Annotated in this window: 15 protein-coding genes; 4 read left to right on the top strand and 11 right to left on the bottom strand. The window is 72.4% G+C overall.

Features of this window, described 5'->3' with window-relative positions; genetic code table 11:
- Nucleotides 1-5: 5 nt before the first annotated feature.
- The 4 genes from pflA to nirB all read right to left on the bottom strand — a co-directional run bounded on the left by pflA (nucleotide 6) and on the right by nirB (nucleotide 8,549).
- Nucleotides 6-833 (bottom strand): pyruvate formate-lyase-activating protein, encoded by an 828-nt coding sequence (gene pflA, locus AC6CKD_RS22945; RefSeq protein ID WP_498329489.1) that lies wholly within the window; start codon nucleotides 831-833, stop codon nucleotides 6-8.
- 110 nt (nucleotides 834-943) lie between these two features.
- Nucleotides 944-3,214: a formate C-acetyltransferase gene (gene pflB / locus AC6CKD_RS22940; RefSeq protein ID WP_498329488.1), complete on the bottom strand. Its 2,271-nt coding sequence runs from the start codon at nucleotides 3,212-3,214 to the stop codon at nucleotides 944-946.
- A gap of 964 nt (nucleotides 3,215-4,178) precedes the next feature.
- Nucleotides 4,179-5,600 carry a NarK family nitrate/nitrite MFS transporter gene (locus tag AC6CKD_RS22935; RefSeq protein ID WP_498329487.1) on the bottom strand — a complete coding sequence of 474 codons (1,422 nt, stop codon included), beginning with the start codon at nucleotides 5,598-5,600 and terminating at the stop codon, nucleotides 4,179-4,181.
- 162 nt (nucleotides 5,601-5,762) lie between these two features.
- Nucleotides 5,763-8,549, bottom strand: coding sequence for a nitrite reductase large subunit NirB (gene nirB, locus AC6CKD_RS22930; protein ID WP_498329485.1), 2,787 nt, complete (start codon nucleotides 8,547-8,549; stop codon nucleotides 5,763-5,765).
- A 270-nt stretch (nucleotides 8,550-8,819) separates the two neighbouring features.
- On the opposite strand from nirB, the gene AC6CKD_RS22925 reads away from it, so the two are divergent.
- From AC6CKD_RS22925 to AC6CKD_RS22915, 3 genes are all read left to right on the top strand, one after another.
- Nucleotides 8,820-9,542, top strand: coding sequence for a sirohydrochlorin chelatase (locus AC6CKD_RS22925; RefSeq protein ID WP_498329483.1), 723 nt, complete (start codon nucleotides 8,820-8,822; stop codon nucleotides 9,540-9,542).
- Between the two features lie 28 nt (nucleotides 9,543-9,570).
- Nucleotides 9,571-10,731, top strand: a complete 1,161-nt coding sequence (locus tag AC6CKD_RS22920; RefSeq protein ID WP_498329481.1) for a low temperature requirement protein A — start codon at nucleotides 9,571-9,573, stop codon at nucleotides 10,729-10,731.
- An 84-nt stretch (nucleotides 10,732-10,815) separates the two neighbouring features.
- Nucleotides 10,816-12,075, top strand: a complete 1,260-nt coding sequence (locus tag AC6CKD_RS22915) for a cytochrome P450 (protein ID WP_498329480.1) — start codon at nucleotides 10,816-10,818, stop codon at nucleotides 12,073-12,075.
- A gap of 174 nt (nucleotides 12,076-12,249) precedes the next feature.
- Here the strand turns inward: AC6CKD_RS22915 and AC6CKD_RS22910 are convergent, their stop codons facing one another.
- Nucleotides 12,250-12,744, bottom strand: a complete 495-nt coding sequence (locus AC6CKD_RS22910; protein WP_498329478.1) for a DUF5949 family protein — start codon at nucleotides 12,742-12,744, stop codon at nucleotides 12,250-12,252.
- A gap of 57 nt (nucleotides 12,745-12,801) precedes the next feature.
- Nucleotides 12,802-13,407, bottom strand: a complete 606-nt coding sequence (locus AC6CKD_RS22905; RefSeq protein ID WP_498329476.1) for a DUF4352 domain-containing protein — start codon at nucleotides 13,405-13,407, stop codon at nucleotides 12,802-12,804.
- A 174-nt stretch (nucleotides 13,408-13,581) separates the two neighbouring features.
- On the opposite strand from AC6CKD_RS22905, the gene AC6CKD_RS22900 reads away from it, so the two are divergent.
- Nucleotides 13,582-14,028, top strand: coding sequence for a DUF6299 family protein (locus AC6CKD_RS22900; RefSeq protein ID WP_498329475.1), 447 nt, complete (start codon nucleotides 13,582-13,584; stop codon nucleotides 14,026-14,028).
- A gap of 142 nt (nucleotides 14,029-14,170) precedes the next feature.
- Here the strand turns inward: AC6CKD_RS22900 and AC6CKD_RS22895 are convergent, their stop codons facing one another.
- From AC6CKD_RS22895 to AC6CKD_RS22875, 5 genes are all read right to left on the bottom strand, one after another.
- The gene (locus AC6CKD_RS22895; RefSeq protein ID WP_478685010.1) at nucleotides 14,171-14,350 is read right to left on the bottom strand and encodes a hypothetical protein; all 180 of its coding nucleotides are present in this window, start codon (nucleotides 14,348-14,350) and stop codon (nucleotides 14,171-14,173) included.
- Nucleotides 14,351-14,456: 106 nt separating this feature from the next.
- Nucleotides 14,457-16,463, bottom strand: coding sequence for a SpoIIE family protein phosphatase (locus AC6CKD_RS22890; protein ID WP_498329474.1), 2,007 nt, complete (start codon nucleotides 16,461-16,463; stop codon nucleotides 14,457-14,459).
- A 125-nt stretch (nucleotides 16,464-16,588) separates the two neighbouring features.
- On the bottom strand, nucleotides 16,589-16,942 hold the full coding sequence (locus tag AC6CKD_RS22885) for a hypothetical protein (RefSeq protein WP_498329472.1): 354 nt from the start codon (nucleotides 16,940-16,942) through the stop codon (nucleotides 16,589-16,591).
- Nucleotides 16,943-16,974: 32 nt separating this feature from the next.
- On the bottom strand, nucleotides 16,975-18,240 hold the full coding sequence (locus AC6CKD_RS22880; protein WP_498329471.1) for an NAD(P)-binding domain-containing protein: 1,266 nt from the start codon (nucleotides 18,238-18,240) through the stop codon (nucleotides 16,975-16,977).
- A 162-nt stretch (nucleotides 18,241-18,402) separates the two neighbouring features.
- Nucleotides 18,403-19,632, bottom strand: a complete 1,230-nt coding sequence (locus tag AC6CKD_RS22875; protein ID WP_498329469.1) for a carboxylate--amine ligase — start codon at nucleotides 19,630-19,632, stop codon at nucleotides 18,403-18,405.
- Nucleotides 19,633-19,683 lie beyond the last annotated feature (51 nt).

Genomic DNA, 19,683 nt, shown 5'->3' with positions numbered 1-19,683 from the left:
GCTGCTCAGACCGCGTTCAGTCCCTGCGCGGCGAAGATCGCCTTCGCCTCGGCGACCTGTCCGGCGGTCGGCGACGGCGTGTCGTGGAGGGTGAACTCCATGTCGAGCGCCTCCCACTTGCTCTCGCCGAGCTTGTGGAAGGGCAGCACGTCGACCCGCGAGACGTTGCCGAGGGTACCGGCGAAGGCGGCGACGCCCTCGATGTTCTCCCGGGCGTCGGTCAGTCCGGGCACCAGCACGAACCGCAGGTGCACCTCCTTGCCGAGGTCGGCGAGGCGGCGGGCGAAGTCCAGGGTCGGCTCCAGCGGGCGGCCGGTCACCTTCTTGTACGTCTGCCGGTCCCAGGACTTGATGTCGAGCAGGACCAGGTCCACGTCCCGCAGCAGCGCGTCGGTGGCGCGGGCCCCGAGGAATCCGGAGGTGTCCAGGGCGGTGTGCAGTCCGAGGTCGTTCTTCATCCGGTGCAGCAGTTCGCCGGCAAAGACGGGCTGGAGCAGAGGCTCGCCGCCGGAGATGGTGGCGCCGCCCCCGGAGGCGGCGATGAACTTGGTGTACTTGCGGGCCTCCGCGATGACGTCGTCGGCCGAGGTGCGCGTGCCGTTGCGCATCCGCATGGTGTCCGGGTTGTGGCAGTACAGGCAGGTCAGCGGGCAGCCGGACAGGAAGGTCACGAACCGGGTCCCGGGGCCGTCGACCCCGGTGGACAGGTCCCAGGAGTGCACCGTGCCCTCGCTCGGCCGCTGCGTCGCGGCGGCGGCGGGCGTCTGGCCGGCGCTCACGCTGATCGCGTTGGCGTGGCCGACGGGGAGGCTCGTACCGAAGAGGACGGTCATGGCAGGTGCTCCAGCTTCCAGATTCCGTGGACTGATCTGGTGACGCGCGGTCCCGGGGCCGGGTGAGGGCCGGCCCCGGGCCGCGCGTGCTCGTGGGTCTCTCTCGAGGGTCAGAGAGAACCGTGGAAGGTGCGGTTCAGCACGTCGAGCTGCTGAGCGCGCGTGAGGCGGACGAAGTTCACCGCGTATCCGCTGACGCGGATGGTGAGCTGCGGGTAGTTCTCCGGGTGCTCCATGGCGTCCATGAGCGTGTCGCGGTTGAGCACGTTCACGTTCATGTGGAAGCCGTCGACCGCCATGTAGCCGTCGAGGACGCCCGCCAGGTTCTTGATCCGCTCCTCGGGGGTGCGGCCCAGGCCGTCGGGGGTGACGGTGTTGGTCAGCGAGATGCCGTCCTCGGCGTCCTCGTACGGGAGCTTCGCGACCGACAGCGCCGAGGTGACGTAGCCGTGGGTGTCGCGGCCGTTCATCGGGTTGGCGCCCGGGGAGAACGGCTCGCCGGCGCGGCGGCCGTCCGGCGTGTTGCCGGTCTTCTTGCCGTAGACCACGTTCGAGGTGATGGTCAGCACCGACTGGGTGTGCTCGGCGCCCCGGTAGGTCGGGTGCTTGCGGATCTTCTTCATGAACTCCTCGACCAGCCACACGGCGATCGAGTCGACACGGTCGTCGTTGTTGCCGTACGCCGGGTAGTCGCCCTCTAGGCGATAGTCGGTGGCGAGGCCGGTCTCGTCGCGCACGGCCGTGACCTTGGCGTACTTGATGGCGGCCAGCGAGTCGGCGGCGACCGAGAGGCCGGCGATGCCGCAGGCCATGGTGCGGCGCACGTCGCGGTCGTGGAGCGCCATCTCGATGCGCTCGTAGGCGTACTTGTCGTGCATGTAGTGGATGACGTTCAGTGCGTGGACGTAGGTGTCGGCGAGCCATTCCATCTGCTCGTCGAACTTGGCCATGACCTGGTCGTAGTCCAGCACGTCGGAGGTGAGGGCGCCGGTGGACGGGCCGACCTGGGCTCCGGACTTCTCGTCGCGGCCGCCGTTGATCGCGTAGAGCAGGGTCTTGGCGAGGTTCACGCGGGCGCCGAAGAACTGCATCTGCTTGCCGACCGGCATCGCGGAGACGCAGCAGGCGATGGCCGTGTCGTCGCCGAAGCGCGGGCGCATCAGCTCGTCGGACTCGTACTGCACGGAGGAGGTGTCGATCGAGACCCGGGCGCAGAACTCCTTGAAGCCCTGCGGCAGCTGCGGCGACCAGAAGACCGTCATGTTCGGCTCGGGGGCCGGGCCGAGGTTGTAGAGGGTGTGGAGGTAGCGGAACGAGGTCTTGGTGACCAGCGGACGGCCGTCCTCGCCCATGCCGGCGATCGACTCGGTGACCCAGGTGGGGTCGCCGGAGAACAGCTCGTCGTACTCCGGGGTGCGCAGGAAGCGGACGATGCGGAGCTTGATGATGAAGTCGTCGACCAGCTCCTGGGCCTGCTCCTCGGTGAGGATGCCGGCCTCGATGTCGCGCTGGAGGTAGACGTCGATGAACGTGGAGGTGCGGCCGAGCGACATGGCCGCGCCGTTCTGCTCCTTCACGGCGGCCAGGTACGCGAAGTACAGCCACTGGATGGCCTCGCGGCCCGTGGTGGCCGGGCCGGAGATGTCGTAGCCGTAGGAGGCGGCCATCGCCTTGAGCTCGGCGAGGGCGCGGATCTGCTCGGAGAGCTCCTCGCGCAGACGGATCGTCTCCTCCAGCGAGCGGTTGCCGGCGGGGAGGGAGTTGATCTCCTCCTTCTCCTCCTTCTTGACGGCGATGAGGCGGTCGACGCCGTAGAGCGACACGCGGCGGTAGTCGCCGATGATGCGGCCGCGGCCGTACGCGTCCGGCAGGCCGGTCACGATGCCGGCCTTGCGGGCGGCGCGGATGTCGGGGGTGTACGCGTCGAAGACGCCGGCGTTGTGGGTCTTGCGGTACTCGGTGAAGACCTTCTCCAGGTCGTCGGAGACCGGGTAGCCGTAGGTCTCCAGGGCGCCGGCGACCATGCGCCAGCCGCCGTAGGGCATGATCGCGCGCTTGAGCGGGGCGTCCGTCTGGAGGCCGACGATCAGGTCCTTGTCGCGGTCGATGTAGCCGGGGGCGTGCGCGGTGATCGACGACGGGATGTCGTACGAGACGTCGTAGACGCCCTTCTCGCGCTCCTCCGGGAACTTGTCCGTGATCGTCTTCCACACGGCGGTGGTGCGCTCGGTGGGGCCGGCGAGGAAGGTGTCGTCGCCCTCGTACGGCGTGTAGTTCTGCTGGATGAAGTCGCGGACGTCGATGGCGTCGCGCCACAGACCGCCCTTGAAGCCGTTCCAGGCCTCGCCGTTCTTCGTGGTTTCCGCAGGGGTGGCAGTCATCGCCCGCACCTTCCGAGTCGCCTCATTGCTTGTCTCCATTGCACGCCTTTTGATCGATCATTTGGCGCCGCGTTGGTCCCGAGCTGGGGCCCGAAAGTCCCCTGATCACCAGCCCCAAGGGTCCCCCATCGCGGTTGACCTGGCACTTTGAGCAGGTCAAAGGTCCATCGTGCACTTGTGAAAACTTTCACAAGATTGTCGGAAAGACCGCGAAAAGGAGGGACAAGGAGGAAAAGGAGCCGAGCATGGTCAGGCAATCTGAATCAGAGCGAAGCGTCTCCGATCAGCTTGTTGATCCTTTGCCGGACACAGTGCTGGCGGCGGGATGTCCCATCGTGGAGGGGTGGCGTGGGCGTGGAGGTGGAATCCCGCGCCCAGTGCCGCTCCTCGTGCCCGGTGTCGGCTGGTGGTGGGCGTGCTGATCGTCGTCACGTCCTGGTGCCGGTGGGCTGCGCGGGGCAGCCGCCTCCGGTCCGTGTGAGCGTGTCCCTCCGGACGCTTTCCCGCCCGACCTTGCGGTCTGCTGAGTGCCCTGCGTCGCCTGGGCGCGGGGCGTGCTGTCTGCCGCCGGGTCGAGCCGGTCTTGGACCGGTCCTCGCGGCTGCTCTTCGGCGCGGCGGGTGTGATGACCGCGCCCGCTTCGAGTCGGTCCACGATGGTGCGGACGGCCATGACGCCGGTGGCGCGGTCGCACGCGGTTTCGGTCTGGTGGGTCAGGCCACGTGCTGTGATGCGCTGCCAGGCGCCCTGGTCGCGGTCTCCCTGCCAGCGGCAGGCGGGATTGGGGCAAGCTGCCCATTTCCATCCGGGGACGGTGGGCCGGTCGGGGGCTTTGCGGTGCCGCAGCGGGGTGAGGCGGCGGGGGCAGTGTTTGGAGGTGTCGCGTGCGGGGACGGTGACGACGGCGATACCCGTCTCCGCGGCCACGTGTCGCGCCCGCGTCACACCCGGGCCGGGCCGGCCCCTAGCTGGGGGCCTCCGCGCCCTTGCGGGCGTAGAACCACCAGGCCACGACGACGCAGCTGGCGTAGAAGCCGACGAAGCCCCACATCGCGCTGGTCACCGCGAAGTTGGCGAACATCGCGGGGATGAAGAAGAAGCCGTAGGCGGCGATGGCCGCGGTGAAACCGGTCACCGCGCCCGACTCGATCTCGGCCTGCTTCAGCGCCTTCGCGTACTCCGGGGTGCCCTCCGTCAGGCCGGCGAGGTGCCGGCCGCGGAAGATGACCGGGATCTGGCGGAAGGTCGAGCCGTTGCCGATGCCCGAGAAGAAGAACGCCGACAGGAAGCAGAGGAAGAAGCCCTGGAAAGAGCCCTGGTCGGAACCGGCCGGGAGGAAGGTGATGACACCGATGATCGAGGCAGCCATGCCCACGAAGGACAGGATCGTCACCCGGGCGCCGCCGAACTTGTCGGCGATCCAGCCGCCGGCCCAGCGGGCCAGCGCGCCGAGCGCCGGGCCCATCCAGGCGTAGGTGGCCACGGAGTACGCCGGGAAGGTCGTCTTGATGAGCAGCGGGAGCGCCGCCGCGAAACCGATGAAGGAGCCGAAGGTGCCGACGTAGAGCCAGGTCATCAGCCAGTTGTGCTTGCGCTTGAAGATGATCTTCTGCTGGCTGAAGGGAGTGGAGGCCACCTTCAGGTCGTTCTGGCCGAACCAGGCGACGGCCGCGAGGACGATCAGGACCGGCACCCAGACGAACGCGGCGTTCTGGAGGTAGATCTCCGAGCCGTCCGCCTTCTTCTGGCCCGAGCCGATCGCCAGGACCGAGGTGGTGATCAGGATCGGGGTGAGCAGCTGGACCACGGAGACGCCCAGGTTGCCCAGGCCGCCGTTGATGCCGGTCGCGTTGCCCTTCTCCCGCTTCGGGTAGAAGAAGCCGATGTTGGCCAGGGACGAGGAGAAGTTGGCGCCGCCGATGCCGCAGAGCGCGGCGATGGCGACCAGCGTCGTGTAGGAGGTGGTGGGGTCCTGCACCGCGAAGCCCAGCCACAGCAGCGGCACGATCAGGATGACCGTGGAGAGCGCGGTGAAGCGGCGCTGGCCGATCATCGGGCCGATGAAGGTGTAGAGGATGCGGGCGGTGCCGCCCGTGATGCCGGGGACCGCCGTCAGCCAGAACAGCTGGGACTGCGAGAAGCCGAAGCCGACGTCCTTGAGGTTGGTCGCCGTGATGCTCCAGACCTGCCAGACCACGAAGGCCACCAGCAGGGCCGGCACCGCGATCCACAGGTTGCGGGTGGCGACCTTCTTGCCGGTGGTCTGCCAGAAGGACGGATCCTCCGGCGTCCACTCCGTGATCGTGCGACCGGGGCGGTACTGCGCCGGGTCGGGCACCTGCACCCGGGCGGTCGCCGCGCGCGCTTCCTGCTTGGCGAAACTCATGGCACGTCCTGAACGTTCGGAGGGGTTGAGACGAAGAAGTGAGAAGTCCTGACCTTCTTAGGGTCCGCCTACAGGGGCGGCTCACATCAGGGGACAACGTCGCGTGGGCGACAGGACAAGGTCCCGTCGCCCGCGGTCCGTTGGTGCGGCGGCCGCAGAGCCTTAGGGCCCCAGCTCCACCAGCGGGAGGGACACCTCGGGGTCGTCCAGGCAGATGCCGGTCCGCAGGTCGAAGACCTGCTTGTGCATCGGCGACGCCACGACGGGCACCCCGTCGCGCGAGCCCATGATGCCGTTGGCGATGACGTCGGCTCCCGAGAAGGGATCCCGGTTGCCGACCGCGTAGACCTCGCCCGCGCGGTCCTTGAAGACGGCGGCCTCGGTGCCGTCCGGCAGCACCGCCGTCCGCCCGCGGCCCGGCTCCAGGGACCGCGCGGCGTCTTCGGCGCCACCGGCCGCCCCGAAGTCCACGCTCCCGAAGCGCTCCAGAGCCGCCGGGTCCTCCAGGACCGCGGACCACTCGTCCTCGTACGCCGACACGTGGCGCTCCATCTGCGCCTCCAGCTCCGCGCAGATGCCGAGCGAGTCCTCGATCAGGACGTCCTTCAGGTGGTCCGTGCCCGAGGCGCTGCCGCCGAGCCGCTCCACCCAGGCGGCCGTCCGCTCCAGGCGCTCGCCGGTGCGGATGTAGTACATGAGGAACCGGTCGATCAGCGCGAAGAGTTCGCCGGTGTTCAGGTCCGAGGCCAGCAGGTCGGCGTGGCGCGGGGTCGCGCCGCCGTTGCCGCCGACGTACAGGTTCCAGCCGTTGGCGGTGGCGATGACGCCGATGTCCTTGCCCCGCGCCTCCGCGCACTCGCGCAGGCAGCCGGAGACGCCGCCCTTGAACTTGTGCGGAGTGCGCAGACCCCGGTAGCGCAGCTCCAGGTCGATCGCGAGCTGGATGGAGTCGCCCTGCCCGAAGCGGCAGAAGCGGGCCCCCACGCAGGACTTCACCGCGCGCAGGGACTTCCCGTACGCCTGCCCGGACTCGAATCCGGCGCCGCCCAGGCGCCGCCAGATGTCGGGCAGCTGCTCCTTGCGGACCCCGAAGAGCCCGATGCGCTGGGCTCCGGTGATCTTCGTGTAGAGGCCGTAGTCCCGGGCAACCTCGCCCAGCGCGATGACCTGCTCGGCCGTGATCTCGCCGCCGGCCACGCGCGGGATGACCGAGTAGGTGCCGTCCTTCTGGAGGTTGGCGAGGAAGAGGTCGTTGGAGTCCTGGAGGGCCGCCTGCTCGCCCGCCAGGATGTGTCCGATGCCGAGGTCGGGGGCGAGGGTGCCCAGGACGTTCGCGACGACCGGCTTGCAGACGGCGCAGCCCTCGCCGCCCTGTCCGTAGGACTCCAGCAGTTCGCCGAAGCCGCGGATGTGCTCGGTGCGGATCTTCTCGTAGATCTCCGCCCGGGTCAGGGTGAAGTGCTCGCACAGCCCGCGGGGCTTCTCGATGCCCGCCGCGGCGAGTTCGGCGTCCAGGACCGCCTGCAGCGTGCCGATGCAGCCGCCGCAGCCCGTACCGGCCTTGGTGCACTTCTTGATGCCGCCGATGTCGGTGAGGGACTCCGCGACGACCGCCTCGCGCACCCGCCCCTTGGTGATGTTGTGACAGCTGCACACCACCGCGTCGTCGGGCAGCGCGTCCGCGCCGGGCAGCGCCGCGCCGTCGGTCGACGGCAGGATGAAGGCCTCCGGCGGGGCCGGCAGCTGCCGGCCCGCGTGCGGCTTCAGCGAGCCGTACGCCTCCGCGTCACCGACCAGGATTCCGCCGAGCAGCGCGCCGTCGGGGCCCAGCAGCAGCTTCTTGTAGACGCCTTCGCGGGCGTCGGAGAAGACCACCGAGACGGCCCCGTCCCGGCCCTCGGGGGCGAAGGGGTCGCCGAAGGAGGCCACGTCGGCGCCCATCAGCTTGAGCTTGGTGGAGGTGTCGGCCCCGGTGAAGGTCAGCTCGCCCGCGCCGGCGAGGGCCTCCGCGACGGTCTCGGCCATCTGGTAGCCGGGGGCGACCAGCCCGTACACCTTGCCGTCGACGGTCTGTGCGCACTCGCCGATCGCGTAGACGTACGGGTCGCTGGTGCGGCAGTGGCCGTCCACGACGACCCCGCCGCGGTCGCCCACGGCCAGGCCGCACTCGCGGGCCAGGCGGTCGCGCGGCCGGACGCCGGCCGAGAAGACCACGACGTCGGAGCCGATCTCCTCGCCGCTGGTCAGCCGGAGCGCCTGCGCCCGCCCGTCGGGATGGATCTGCACGCCGGCCGCGCCGACACCCGTGTGCACGGCGACGCCCATGGATTCGATGGTGGCCCGCAGGGCGGCCGCGCCGCCGTCGTCCACCTGCAGCGGCATCAGCCGGGGCGCGAACTCCACGACGTGCGTGGCCAGTCCGAGCGTGCGCAGCGCGCCCGCCGCCTCCAGGCCGAGGAGCCCGCCGCCGATGACGACACCGGTACGCACCTCCGCGCCCGCGGCGTACGCGGTGAGCGCCTCGACGTCGTCGAGGGTGCGGTAGCTGAAGCAGCCCTCCGCGTCGGCACCGTCGATCGGCGGCACGAAGGGGTAGGAGCCGGTGGCCAGCACGAGCGCGTCGTAGCGGAGCACGTCGCCGGAGCGGGCGGTGACCGTGCGGGCGGTGGTGTCGATCAGCTCCGCCGGGTCGCCGAGGCGCAGGTCGATGCCGTGCGTCTCCAGGAAGCCGGGAGCGACCAGGGACAGCTCCTCGCCGGTGGAGCCGGTGAACGCCGCGGACAGGTGGACGCGGTCGTAGGCCGGGCGCTCCTCCTCCGCGAGGACGGTGACCTGCCAGCCGCCGCGCTCGGGGCGGGTCGGGTCGGCGAGCGCGTCACGCTCGGCGAGCGCCTCCAGCAGGCGGTGTCCCACCATGCCGTGGCCGATGACAACCAGCGTCTGCCCCATGGGTCTCACTCCGTGTGTCCCTCTGCCGCGCGGTCCCGGGAGGCCAGGGCGGCCGGGCCAGGACATCACGCGTGCATACGTTCCGACCCTTCGACGGTAGGACCGCCGCACGCCCCCGAACGCCCGAAAAGGCCCCCTTGGGACGGGGAAACGACCCTTTCCACACAGGACCTCCGACCTGCCGAGAGGGCCCTTGGCCAGGCTCCCGCGGGCCGGCGCCGCGCCTAGCGTGGGAGGAGGACCCGCAGCCGGATCAGGGAGGCAGACCACATGCTCGTCATCGCCGTCCACGGCAGCGCGGTTCCCGACGCCGCCGCCACCACCGACCGGCTCGTCGCCGCCGTCGAGGCCATCAGCGGGGTGCACGCGCTGGTCGGCCACCTCGACGTGCAGCGCCCCTCGCTCGCCGAGGTGGTACGGGAGCACCCGCGCGCGGTGGTGGTCCCGCTGCTGCTCGGCGACGGCTTCCACCGCCGCGTCGACATACCCGCCGTCCTGGCAGGCACCGGCTGCGTCCTCACCGAAGGCCTCAGCGGCGAGCGCGACGTCGCCCGCGCCCTGCACGGCCGGCTGCGCGAGGCCGAGCGGCGCCGCGGACCGTACACCCGGGCCGACGCCGTGGTGGTGGCCGGCGCCGGCTCCTCCCGCCCCGGCGGCAACGCCGGTACGGAAGCCTGCGCGGCCCAGCTCGCCGCCCTGCTGGAGTACGACGACGGCGGCGCCCCCGTCCCCGCCGTCCCCGCCTACCTCACCTCCGCCGGGCCCACCGTCGCCGAGGCCCTGGCCTCCTTGCAGGCCGCCGGGTACCGACGGATCGCGGTGGCGGCGCACCTGCTGGCCCCGGGCCGCTTCACCCGCGCCCTGAACACCTCGGCCGCCTGGACGGTCTCGGAGCCACTGGCCGACCACCCGCGCCTCGCCCGGCTCGTCCTGGGCCGGTACGAGTCCGCCCGGGGCACCCGGGCCCTGAGGGCCGCGCGCCTCGCCTGCTGAGGCCCGTAGGACTGCTGTCCTGGACGGTATGCCCCTGGCTTACGTACCCATGACCGCCCGCAGCCGGGACGAGGGCCACCGCGCCGCGACCCCGCTGGAGCTGTTCTTCGACCTGTGCTTCGTCGTCGCCATCGCGCAAGCGGGCGCCCAGCTCGTGCACGCGCTGGCCGAGGGCCATCCCGGCACCGGCGTGATCAGCTATTTCTTCGTCTTCTTCGGCGTGTGGTGGGCGTGGATGAACTTCACGTGGTTCGCCTCCGCCTACGACTGCGACGACGTGCCGTACCGGATCGCGACGCTCGTCCAGATCGCCGGCGTGCTCGTCTACGCGGCGGGCGTGAGCCGGGCGTTCGACCAGGACGACTGGACGGTGGCCGTCATCGGCTACCTGATCATGCGCGTCGCGCTCACCGCCCAGTGGCTGCGCGCCGCCTCCAGCGAGAGCGGCGAGGCCCGCACGGCGGCCCTGAAGTACGCGGCCGGGCTGGTCCTCTGCCAGGCCGGCTGGGTGGCGCTGCTGTTCGCCCCGGACAGCACCAAGCGCTGGCTGTTCCTGATCGTGGCCGCCGCGGAGCTGCTGGTTCCGGTGGTGGCCGAGCGCGGCCACCAGACACCGTGGCACGCCCGCCACATCGTGGAGCGCTACGGCCTGTTCACCATCATCGTGCTCGGCGAGACGATCGCGGCGAGCACGGTGGCCGTGAAGTCGGCGCTCGACGAGCACGAGGCGCTGGGCGTGCTGCTGCCGATCGCGGCCGGCGGGCTGCTCATCGTCTTCGCCGCCTGGTGGATCTACTTCGCGGTGCCGATGCACGAGCACCTGACCTCCAACCGGGAGGCGATCCCGTGGGGGTACGGGCACCTGCTGATCTTCGCCTCGGGCGCGGCCATCGGCGCGGGCATCGAGGTCGCCGTGGAGCAGGCGGTCGGCAAGGCACACGTCTCGCAGCTCGCCGCGAACGCGGCCGTCACCGTCCCGACCGCGCTCTTCCTGCTGATGGTCTGGCTGCTGCACTCCCGTCACTTCAAGCGGGGCCTCGCCCAGCAGCTGGCCCTGCCGGTCTCCGCCCTCGCGGTGCTGGCCTGCTCGTGGACGGGCACGTACGCCGTCCTGTACACGGGCCTGGTCGCGGCGGCGACGGTGGCGGTCGGCCTGGCCTTGGCCAAACCCAGCCCCGCCGGCGTTTGAGGCGCGGGGGCCCGGGGGCGGAGCCCCCGGCAACGGCGCCGCGCCGGACCGTCACCCCCGCGCCCCCGGCACCGTTTTCAGCCCATGACACTCCCCGCACAACGCCCCGGCCAAGCCCCCGGTCAAGCCCCCGGCAGGGAATTGGCCGACCCGGCCTTCTGGCAGGCGCCCCCCGCCCACCGGCTGGCCGCCTTCGCCCGCCTGCGGGCCCTGGACTCCCCCGTGTTCGTCCCCGAAGGCAGCGGGCACTGGGCCCTCGTACGGCACGCGGACGTGCAGGAGGCGAGCCGGCTGCCCAAGGTGTTCGCCAGCGCCCCCGGGGTGACGACGCCCGAGCCGGCCCGGTGGGTTCGGGCGCTGTTCGGGGACTCGATGGTCAATCTGGACGGCGCCGAGCACGCGCAGCTGCGCAAGATCGTGCAGCGGGCCTTCACCCCCCGGCTGCTGGCGGCCGCCGAGGAGGACGTCCACGCGGTGGCGGCACGCATCGTGGACGACGTACTGGACCGGCGGCCGGACGAGTTCGTCGAGGCGGTGGCCTCGAAGCTGCCCCTGGAGGTCATCTGCAACATGATGGGCATCCCGGAGCGCTACCGCGCCGAGATCGCCGACCGCGTCAACCACGCCTCCGAGAACATCGGCGTCGAGCGGGGCCTGGCGGCCCGGCTGCGGGTGCCCGGACGCGGACTGCGGGCGCTGGCCCGGATGCAGCGGATGGTGGCGGGGATCGGGCGGGAGCGGCGCGAGAACCCGACCGACGACCTGATCTCGGCCCTGGTCTGCGCGAACGTGGACGGCGAGGCGCTCGGTGCCCGCCAACTCGGCGCGTTCTTCTCCCTGTTGATGGTCGCCGGAGTGGAGACCACCCGCAACGCCATCACGCACGGCCTGACCCTGCTGACCGACCACCCGGACCAACGCGACCTGCTGCTGGTGGACTTCGAGGCGCACGCGGACGGCGCGGTGGACGAGATGATCCGCCACTCCACGCCGATCATCCAGTTCCGCCGGACCGTCGTCGCCGAACACACCCTGGGCGGCCACGCGTTCACCCCCGGCGACAGGGTGGTGCTGTACTACGCCTCCGCCAACCGCGACGATGCCGTCTTCCCCGACCCGGACGCCTTCGACATCACCCGCTCCCCCAATCCGCACCTGGGATTCGGCGGCGGCGGACCGCACTTCTGCCTGGGCGCGCACCTGGCGAGGGTGGAGATGAAGGCCCTCTTCCGCGAGCTGCTGACCCGCCCGGTCGGCCTGCGCGCGGTCGGCCTGCCGGATCTGGCCGGGTCCAGCTTCGACAACCGGGTCCGCTCGCTGCGCTTCGCCTTCGAACAGCCGTAGACCGGGCGAGCGGCCCGACCCGCCGGCCCGACGCGCCGGCCCCGAAGAGACGGCCCGCAAGAGGCGGACCGGCCACCGGGCGGGCTGGGAGCCCGGCGGCCGGAGCGGGGGCCGTCGCGCGTGCGCGTACGGGGTCGCGTACGGAAATCGCGTACGGGGATCGCGTACGGGTCCCTACCTCTGCAGGCGCCGCACCGCGAGAACGGCATGGGCGCTGTGGTTGAGCACCTCGGCGTCACCCGCGAACGCCTGCAGCGTCTCGGCGTCGACCGGCTGTCCGGGAACCGCCTCGGGCCAGGCGCGGGTGGCGAAGAGGAAGTACGCCTGCCCGCTGTCGGCCGCCGCCTTGACCCACTCCGGCGGGGCGATGCACTTCGCGTTCATGCCCGGCAGGGTCAGCGCGATCTGGTTGCCCTCCAGGAGGATCTGCACCGGGAAGGAGGCCGGGTTGCGGACCCCGTCCATCACCACGTCGCCGATGGGCAGGCCGATCTCCTCCAGCAGCCCGCGGGCGGCCGCCTCGCTCGCCTCGGGACCGTCGGGTCCGTCCCCGAGGATGTAGGCGAGGAGATAGGGAATGTCGTGGGCCTCGTCGGGGTCGCCGATCCACGCGAGCACCGAAAGGGTGCCGAGCTTGGAGCGGTCGAGTTCGGCCTGGGTAGAAGTCATGCGCCGCACCTTAGTGGTCGCCGAACCGGCCCTTTGACGCCGTTTCACCCGGGCGGGCTAGACCGCCCAGAATCCACCTCCGGAATTCGCCTGCATGTTCGCGTCCTGGTACTGGAGCCGCACGATGCGCGCGTTTTCCGGAATTTCGAACACCACCCAGCCTTCGGCCCGCTCACCCACCGCGAGCGAATCGAAGACGAGCGGTTTGCCGGTCGTGAGCTCCCCGGTCGGCACCACCGGGTGGCGCTGCCCCGCGCCGTCGAGCGCCCACATGCGCCCGAGGGCCCCGTACGAGGCCCCGCCGACGTTGACGAAGGACATCGAGGCGGCCACCCAGCGCTTGCCCGCCGCCGGGGCGAAGTTCTTCTCGACGCTGACCGCCGGATCGACGTAGGCGCCCAGCACCACCTGGAGGTGACGTCCCACCTCCCGGCCCCTGACCCGTACGGAGTCACCCACATGGGCGCCCTTCGAGACGGCCCGGGCCACCCCGTCCCGCTCCGCGGCGGGATCGTCCCCGACGCCCGGCGCCCCGTCGTCCACGGGCACGGCGGGCACCGCGGCCGGGGCGAGCGCGGCCCCTTCGGGGGCGTCGGAGCAGGCCGTGGCGCCGAACAGCAGGAGCGGGAGGAGGGCGGCCGTGGCAAGAGCGGGCTGACGCATGCGGGATCCCTTCGGGGATCTTCGGGGACGTATTCCGGTCAGTCTCACGCGCCCGAGCGGGCAATTGCACACACCGACACGATCCCGCGGAACGCATTGACCTCCATATGCCAGCACAATGCGTTCCGGCGGAATTCCGCAACCCCTCGCACATCTCGCCCAACAGGAGGAACGATGGCCGCGACCGGCCCCCGCATGGCCTTGGCCGCACTCGCCGCACTGGGCGCCACGGCGGTATTCACCGCCCCGGTGAATGCCGCGCCCCGCGCCAGTGACATTTACGTATCGTCGGAAGCCCACATCGCCCCCGACGGCACGATCCACCTTTTCGGTGAGTACCACTGCACCGCTCCGTCACTCTCGGGAGCGGTGCAGATCAAGGCGACCATCGAGCAGGAGGACGTCCGCCTCAGCATCGGCGGCGGCGACGCCCGGTGCGACGGCACGGTGCACGACTGGTCGGCGCACGGCACGCTCCGGCTCACCCCGTCCGTGCACGCCGGCGAGGCACTGGCCAAGGCCGAACTGCAGGAGATCCGGTTCGGCAGCGGCCTGCTGCCCCGGTCGATCGACACCGTCGCGCGCGACGCCCGCCCGGTCCGGGTGATCGACCACCGCTAGCCGCCGCCCGCGGTGCGCGCGTACGCCCCTCCGGTAGCCGCCGCTACCGGGACCCGGGCGCCGGCCGAAGCCGGACGGGGCCCGTCACCGGCCCCGGACCGTCACCGCGACCGCGACTGCGACCGCCACCGCGAGCGGACGCTCAACGGCACGCCGGCGCCTCGCCCGTCATCGACATGAAGGCCACCGTCTGACACCCCGGGTCCGTGTCCGGGCGCCCGGTCGACCAGTCCACCGCCGTCGCCGCCCCGGCCGCGCACAGCAGCAGCGCCAGGAGGCTCGTCACCGCGCGCTTGCTCAGCCGGCGCACGGGAGGTTCCACAGAAACCGTTCCATGGCGGCATCATCACCCCGCCCCCACCGCCCCACAACTCGACGTGAGCGCCCCGTCACAATCCGCAGCCTCGCGCGGTGCCCCGGTCCCTCCCTCACGGCGCGCTCCGCGCCGCGCTGCCCGCCGCGTCGAACTCGCACCACACCGCCTTGCCGTCGCCCCGGGACTCCACCCCCCAGTGCGTGGCCAGCGCGTCCACCAGCAGCAGCCCGCGGCCCGTGGTCGCCGACTCCCCCGGGGTCCGCCGCCGCGGCCACACGCTGGAGCGGTCCTTGACCCACAGCCGGATCCGCCTGACCGACTCCGGCAGCACCTCCATCGTCACCACCGCTCCGCCCTCGGTGTGCAGCAGGGCGTTGACCAGCAGCTCGCCCGCCGCCAGCTCCACGTCGTCGGCGAGCTCCGGCATGCCCCAGTCGCGCAGCGCCTGGCGCAGGGCGTAGCGGGCCTCGGAGAGCCCCTCCGGGTCCGCCTGGTGGACGTACTGGTGGATGCGCGGCGCCCGGTGGGTACCCGGGTCCGGGGCCCGGCGCAGCACCAGCAGGGCCACGTCGTCGCCGGAGCCCCAGCGCTCCCACAGCCGGTCCGAGAGGTGGTCGGCGAGCGCCCCGGCCTCCTGGGGGCCGCTGCGGACCGCGTGGGCGAGGGCCTCCATGCCCTGGGTGATGGCGGTGCCGGGCTCCTCCACGAGCCCGTCGGTGCACAGCACGAGGGTCTCGCCGGGGACCAGGTCGAGCCGGGTCTCGGGGAACTCCTCCTGCTCGAAGACCGTGGCCAGCCCGAGCGGCAGGCCGCCGCGCACGTTGGGCCAGCCCGTTCGCCCGTCCGTGTGCCGGATCAGCGGTCCGAGGTGGCCCGCGCGGACCGCCCGTACGCCTCCGGTCTCCAGGTCGACCTGTGCGTACATGCAGGTCGCGAACCGTTCGGTGTCCAGCTCGGCCAGGAAGCGGGAGGCGCGCGCCAGCACGGTGGAGGGCGGATGCCCCTCCCCCGCGTAGGCCCGCAGCGCGATGCGGAGCTGGCCCATGATGGCGGCGGCGTGCGTGTCGTGGCCCTGTACGTCGCCCACGACGATGCCGACGCGGTCGCGGGGCAGCGCGATCACGTCGTACCAGTCGCCGCCGACCTCGCGTCCGCTCCAGGCCGAGTGGTAGCGCACGGCGATCTCCCCTCCGATGATCTCGGGGATCCGGCGCGGCAGCATGGCGGCCTGCAGCATGGTGGCGAACTCGCGCTCCTGGTCGAAGAGGAGCGCCCGCTGGAGCGACTGGGCGACGATGCCCGCAAGGCCCAGGCAGAGGTTGCGCTCCTCGGGGCTGAAGCCGGTGCGGCGGCGGTAGAAGAGCACCAGGCCGCCGATGGCCTCGGCCTGCGCGATGAGCGGGAGGTAGGCGGCCGCGTCGTACTGGATGCGGCCCAGGTAGTCGGCGAGCAGGGGGAACTCCTGCGCCAGCTCCGTCAGCGAGGTGACGAACCGCGCCTTCCTGCTGAGCACCGCCTGCGACAGCGGCAGCGAGCCGTCCAGCCGGGTGAACTTGCGCTCGCTGAGGATCTCCAGGGACTCCCCGCTCAACGCGATGATCTTGATGTGACCGCCCTCGACCAGCCCGAGCGCCATCCCGTCGACACCGAGCCGTTCCAGCGCCCCCGCGCCCGTCAGCGTGGCCGTCACGTCGTCGACCGTCACCGCCCGCGACAGGGCCTCCGTGGTCCGCTGCACGATGGTCGCCTGCTGGGCGCGGGCCGACTCCAGCTTGCGCAGCACCGTGAGGTGGGCGAGCTCGGCCGTCGCGTCCCGGACGATGCCGACGATCCGCACCGGGCGCCCCTCCGCGTCCCGCAGGACCCGGCCCTGGGTGTGCGTCCACTGGTCGCGGCCGTCGCGCCGCTGCACCGTGAAGTACTGGCCGTACGTCTCCTCCCCGCCGTCCAGGACGCCTTGGACGGTCTCCCGGAGCCGCGCGGTGTCGTCGAGCGGGATCCGCAGCCCCAGGCTGTCGGGGGTGCCGTCGAAGTCCTCCGGATCCAGGTCGAAGACAGCCATCCCGGCCTCGTCCATGGCCAGGGTCCCGGCGCCGAGGTCCCACTCGAAGCTGCCCATGCCGTTGAGCGCGAGCCGCTCACCGGGGCTGCTCCGGGGGCTCCGGGGGCTTCCGGCGCTCCCCGCGCCCCCGGGAGCCTCCGGTCTGTCGCGTCGCTCCGCCGCTGCCACGAGACTCACACCACCTAACGGCCGGGCCAGCACGGCTGGGAAATGAGCCGCTCCCACTCCTCGTCAGGATGCCCCGGAAGGGTCCGTCCGGCCTCCTGCCAGCGCTTGACGAGCGAGAGATAGATCATCGAGGGGTCGTACGGGGCCTGCGCGTGCTGGGCCTGCGCGTGCCGGCCGTGCGGGTAGGGGTCCTGAGGATACGAGTCCTGCGCGTACGCGGAGGCGGACTGTGCGTACGGGGACTGCGCGTACGGGGACTGCGCGTAGGGCGGAGGGGGCGCCGCCCTCGTCGTGCCGGGCTGTTCCGCGCGGCTGGCCGGAATCCTCACCCAGCCCCGGCCGCCGCCCTGTGCGCGCTCGTCGCTCATCGCGGACCCCTCTCACGTCGTGTGACTGGCTCTCACGCTCTGTGCCCGGCGGTCGGAGCCCGGTCGGTCCGGGGCGCACCGGTGGAACCCGTCAGCGGGCTCCGGGCCCCCAGACGCTTGCGGACGCCTGACACCAGTCTCCCCGCCGTGAAGCCGGCGCCGTGCACGAATCGCATGGAAGGGCCGAATGAGGGAGCGGTCAGCAGCCCCGCGAAGAACAGTCCCGGCCACGAGGACTCGAAGCCGGAGCTCAGCTCCGGCGTCCCGCCCTCCCCCACGGTCGCCAGCGCGGCCCGCAACCCCGCGTCGAGCAGCTCCAGCCGGGCCAGGTCCGGGGAGAAGCCGGTCGCCGCGATCACGTGCGCGGTGTCCAGCACGACGGATTCCCCGGCGGCGGTGGACAGCCCGAGCCGGGTCCGACCGCCCGCCGGGACCGCCCGCAGCAACCGGTGCCCGAGCAGGACCGGGACCCGCCGCTCGAAGCGCTCCCGCAGCCACCAGGCCCCGGCCGGCCCCAGCGCGGTCGCCGCGATCCGCTCCCGAGTGGGGGCGGGCAGCCGGCGCACCGCCCAGGGCAGCTCCGACCAGGCCCAGCTCCGCCAGCCGGTGCCGAGGCCGCTGTGCGGATCGCGCAGGGCGCGCAGCGGGGGCCGGCGCAGCGGCTGCGGGACGGTGTTCCAGTTCAGCCGGGAGCGACGGGCCACGAGGCACGGCCGGGCCCCGTTCTCCGCGAGCAGGGCCGCGGTCTCCAGGGCCGCCTGCCCGGCGCCGAGCACGGCGACCTCGCGGCCGGCGAAGCGGGTCAGGTCGCGGTGGCCGCTGCTGTGCGAGTAGTGCGCCTCGGGCAGCTCCCGTAGCGCCTCGGGGTACCGGACGAACGGCATCACGCCCACGGCCAGCGCGACGGTCCGGGCGAGCAGCGGCGGCCCCTCGGCGGTGCGGATCCGGAAACCCCCGCCCTGGGGGGTGATTTCGGTGACGGTCGCCTCCTCCACCGGGGGTGCGGCGTGCCGGGCGAACCAGAGCCCGTACGCGCTGAACGTCCCGATGGGCAGTGGAGTTCCGTGTTCGGCGACGATCCCGCGGCTCGCGCAGTACTCGGCCAGCGTGTAACGCCCGTCGGGCGCCGACAGGTTGGAGGACCAGGGCTCCGACTTGAGGTACATGCCCTCGGGCATGTGGTCCCGCCAGGAGGCCATGGGGCGCCCGAGGATCCGCACCCCGAGCCCCGCACCGGCCGCGTGCGCGGCGATCGACAGCCCGTAGGGCCCCGCTCCGACCACCACGAGGTCGTCCATCCGTGTCACCGCAGTCCCTCCAGCCTCATGGTTCGCCCACTGCCGCGCCCGCGTCCTGCGACGCCCGCGCCTTTACGCCCCTACGCGCCTACGCCCCTGCGCCCTGACGCCCCGAGCGCCCCGCGGCCGACGCCACCCTGGCCCGGCCCGGGCCGCCCGACCTCACCGCGTCACCAGCTCGTCCGGCTCCGCCGGTGCCTCCGGCGGGGCGGACCGGGGGCCGGGCCCGCCGGAGCCGCCGACCTCGGCGGGCGGGGGCAGCTCGCGGCCCCGCTGGCGCGGGGCGCGGACCACCGCCCGGGCCGTCCGGCGGCCCTGCGCGGGGACCCCGCGCAGCACCCGCACGCCCTTGACCGCACCCCGCCCCAGGAAGGCGGCGAGCATCGCCAGGAACGGCATCGGGTCGTCGGCCGCGAACCACGCCGCCTCCACCTGCCCCCGCTCCCGGCCCCGGCCCCGGCGCGGCAGCGAGCCGCCGCGTACCGCCGCGAGCAGGGCGTAGTTCTCCGCCACGAAGACCCGGCCCGGCCCGCCGGACGGCTCCGGGACCCGCTGGCCCGTCAGGTCCAGGTACATCGCCCGGACCACGTCCAGTCCGCCCGCGTCCGTGAAGAGCCGGAACTGCGCCCCGGGACGGGGGTTGAAGTCCACCAGCCGGAAGACGCCCCGCTCGTCCCGGCGGAAGTCCAGGTCCAGGATCCCCTGGTAGCCGAGCCGCTCGGCGAGCCGCAGCCCCGCCTCCTCCACCGCCGGATCCGGCAGCCACCGCCCGACCGCCGTCAGCCCCGTCCGCACCGGCCAGGAGAGTTCCTTGCGCCCCGACCCGGTGATCAGCGGGCGCCCGCCCCGGGCGAACGCGCCGTGGAAGAACCAGTCGGTGTCCGGCCCGGCCGGCAGGAACCGCTGGAGCAGCAGCCGGCTCCCCGCCTCCGCCGAGCGCTCGTACAGCCGCCGCGCCTCGGCGGCCGCGTGCAGCAGGGTGGTGCTGCGCAGGTCCGTCCCCGGGGGCAGCAGCCAGGGCCGGCTCCATTTCGCGATCACCGGGAGCCCCAGCCGCCACGCGGCCTCCGCCGCCTCGGCCCCGCTCGCCGGGATCACGGTCTCCGGGTGCGGTACGTCCCACCGGGCGCAGAGCCGCGACAGCTCGGCCTTGTCCGCCACCCGCGCCGGCAGGTCGTCGGGCTGATGGGGAATCCGGAAACGGTCCGTCAGCATCGGCGCGACCCGGGACACCGCGATCGCGCTGAGGTCGTCCATCGCGATGAGCACCGCCGGACGGCCGATCAGTTCCGAGACCCCGGTCAGGCACTCCAGCAGCGCCTCGGGCGCCTCGGCGTCGAGTCCGCCGGAGGGGCCGGGATGTACGGCGCGCAGGTAGCGCGAACGCCCCATGGGACCTCCCCCGGCCTCGACGACGGCATGGACCTCCACACCCGTGCGCCC

This window comes from Streptomyces sp. GQ60 (assembly GCF_059758875.1).
Note: the sequence above shows the minus strand (reverse complement) of the source record. Positions and strands in the feature narration are given on the sequence as shown.

Excerpts from the sequence above, each read along its gene's own strand:
- pflA (WP_498329489.1), bottom strand. The coding sequence starts at position 833 with ATGACCGTCCTCTTCGGTACGAGCCTCCCCGTCGGCCACGCCAACGCG.
- pflB (WP_498329488.1), bottom strand. The coding sequence starts at position 3,214 with ATGACTGCCACCCCTGCGGAAACCACGAAGAACGGCGAGGCCTGGAAC.
- AC6CKD_RS22935 (WP_498329487.1), bottom strand. The coding sequence starts at position 5,600 with ATGAGTTTCGCCAAGCAGGAAGCGCGCGCGGCGACCGCCCGGGTGCAG.
- nirB (WP_498329485.1), bottom strand. The coding sequence starts at position 8,549 with ATGGGGCAGACGCTGGTTGTCATCGGCCACGGCATGGTGGGACACCGC.
- AC6CKD_RS22925 (WP_498329483.1), top strand. The coding sequence starts at position 8,820 with ATGCTCGTCATCGCCGTCCACGGCAGCGCGGTTCCCGACGCCGCCGCC.
- AC6CKD_RS22920 (WP_498329481.1), top strand. The coding sequence starts at position 9,571 with ATGCCCCTGGCTTACGTACCCATGACCGCCCGCAGCCGGGACGAGGGC.
- AC6CKD_RS22915 (WP_498329480.1), top strand. The coding sequence starts at position 10,816 with ATGACACTCCCCGCACAACGCCCCGGCCAAGCCCCCGGTCAAGCCCCC.
- AC6CKD_RS22910 (WP_498329478.1), bottom strand. The coding sequence starts at position 12,744 with ATGACTTCTACCCAGGCCGAACTCGACCGCTCCAAGCTCGGCACCCTT.
- AC6CKD_RS22905 (WP_498329476.1), bottom strand. The coding sequence starts at position 13,407 with ATGCGTCAGCCCGCTCTTGCCACGGCCGCCCTCCTCCCGCTCCTGCTG.
- AC6CKD_RS22900 (WP_498329475.1), top strand. The coding sequence starts at position 13,582 with ATGGCCGCGACCGGCCCCCGCATGGCCTTGGCCGCACTCGCCGCACTG.
- AC6CKD_RS22890 (WP_498329474.1), bottom strand. The coding sequence starts at position 16,463 with ATGGGCAGCTTCGAGTGGGACCTCGGCGCCGGGACCCTGGCCATGGAC.
- AC6CKD_RS22885 (WP_498329472.1), bottom strand. The coding sequence starts at position 16,942 with ATGAGCGACGAGCGCGCACAGGGCGGCGGCCGGGGCTGGGTGAGGATT.
- AC6CKD_RS22880 (WP_498329471.1), bottom strand. The coding sequence starts at position 18,240 with ATGGACGACCTCGTGGTGGTCGGAGCGGGGCCCTACGGGCTGTCGATC.
- AC6CKD_RS22875 (WP_498329469.1), bottom strand. The coding sequence starts at position 19,632 with ATGGGGCGTTCGCGCTACCTGCGCGCCGTACATCCCGGCCCCTCCGGC.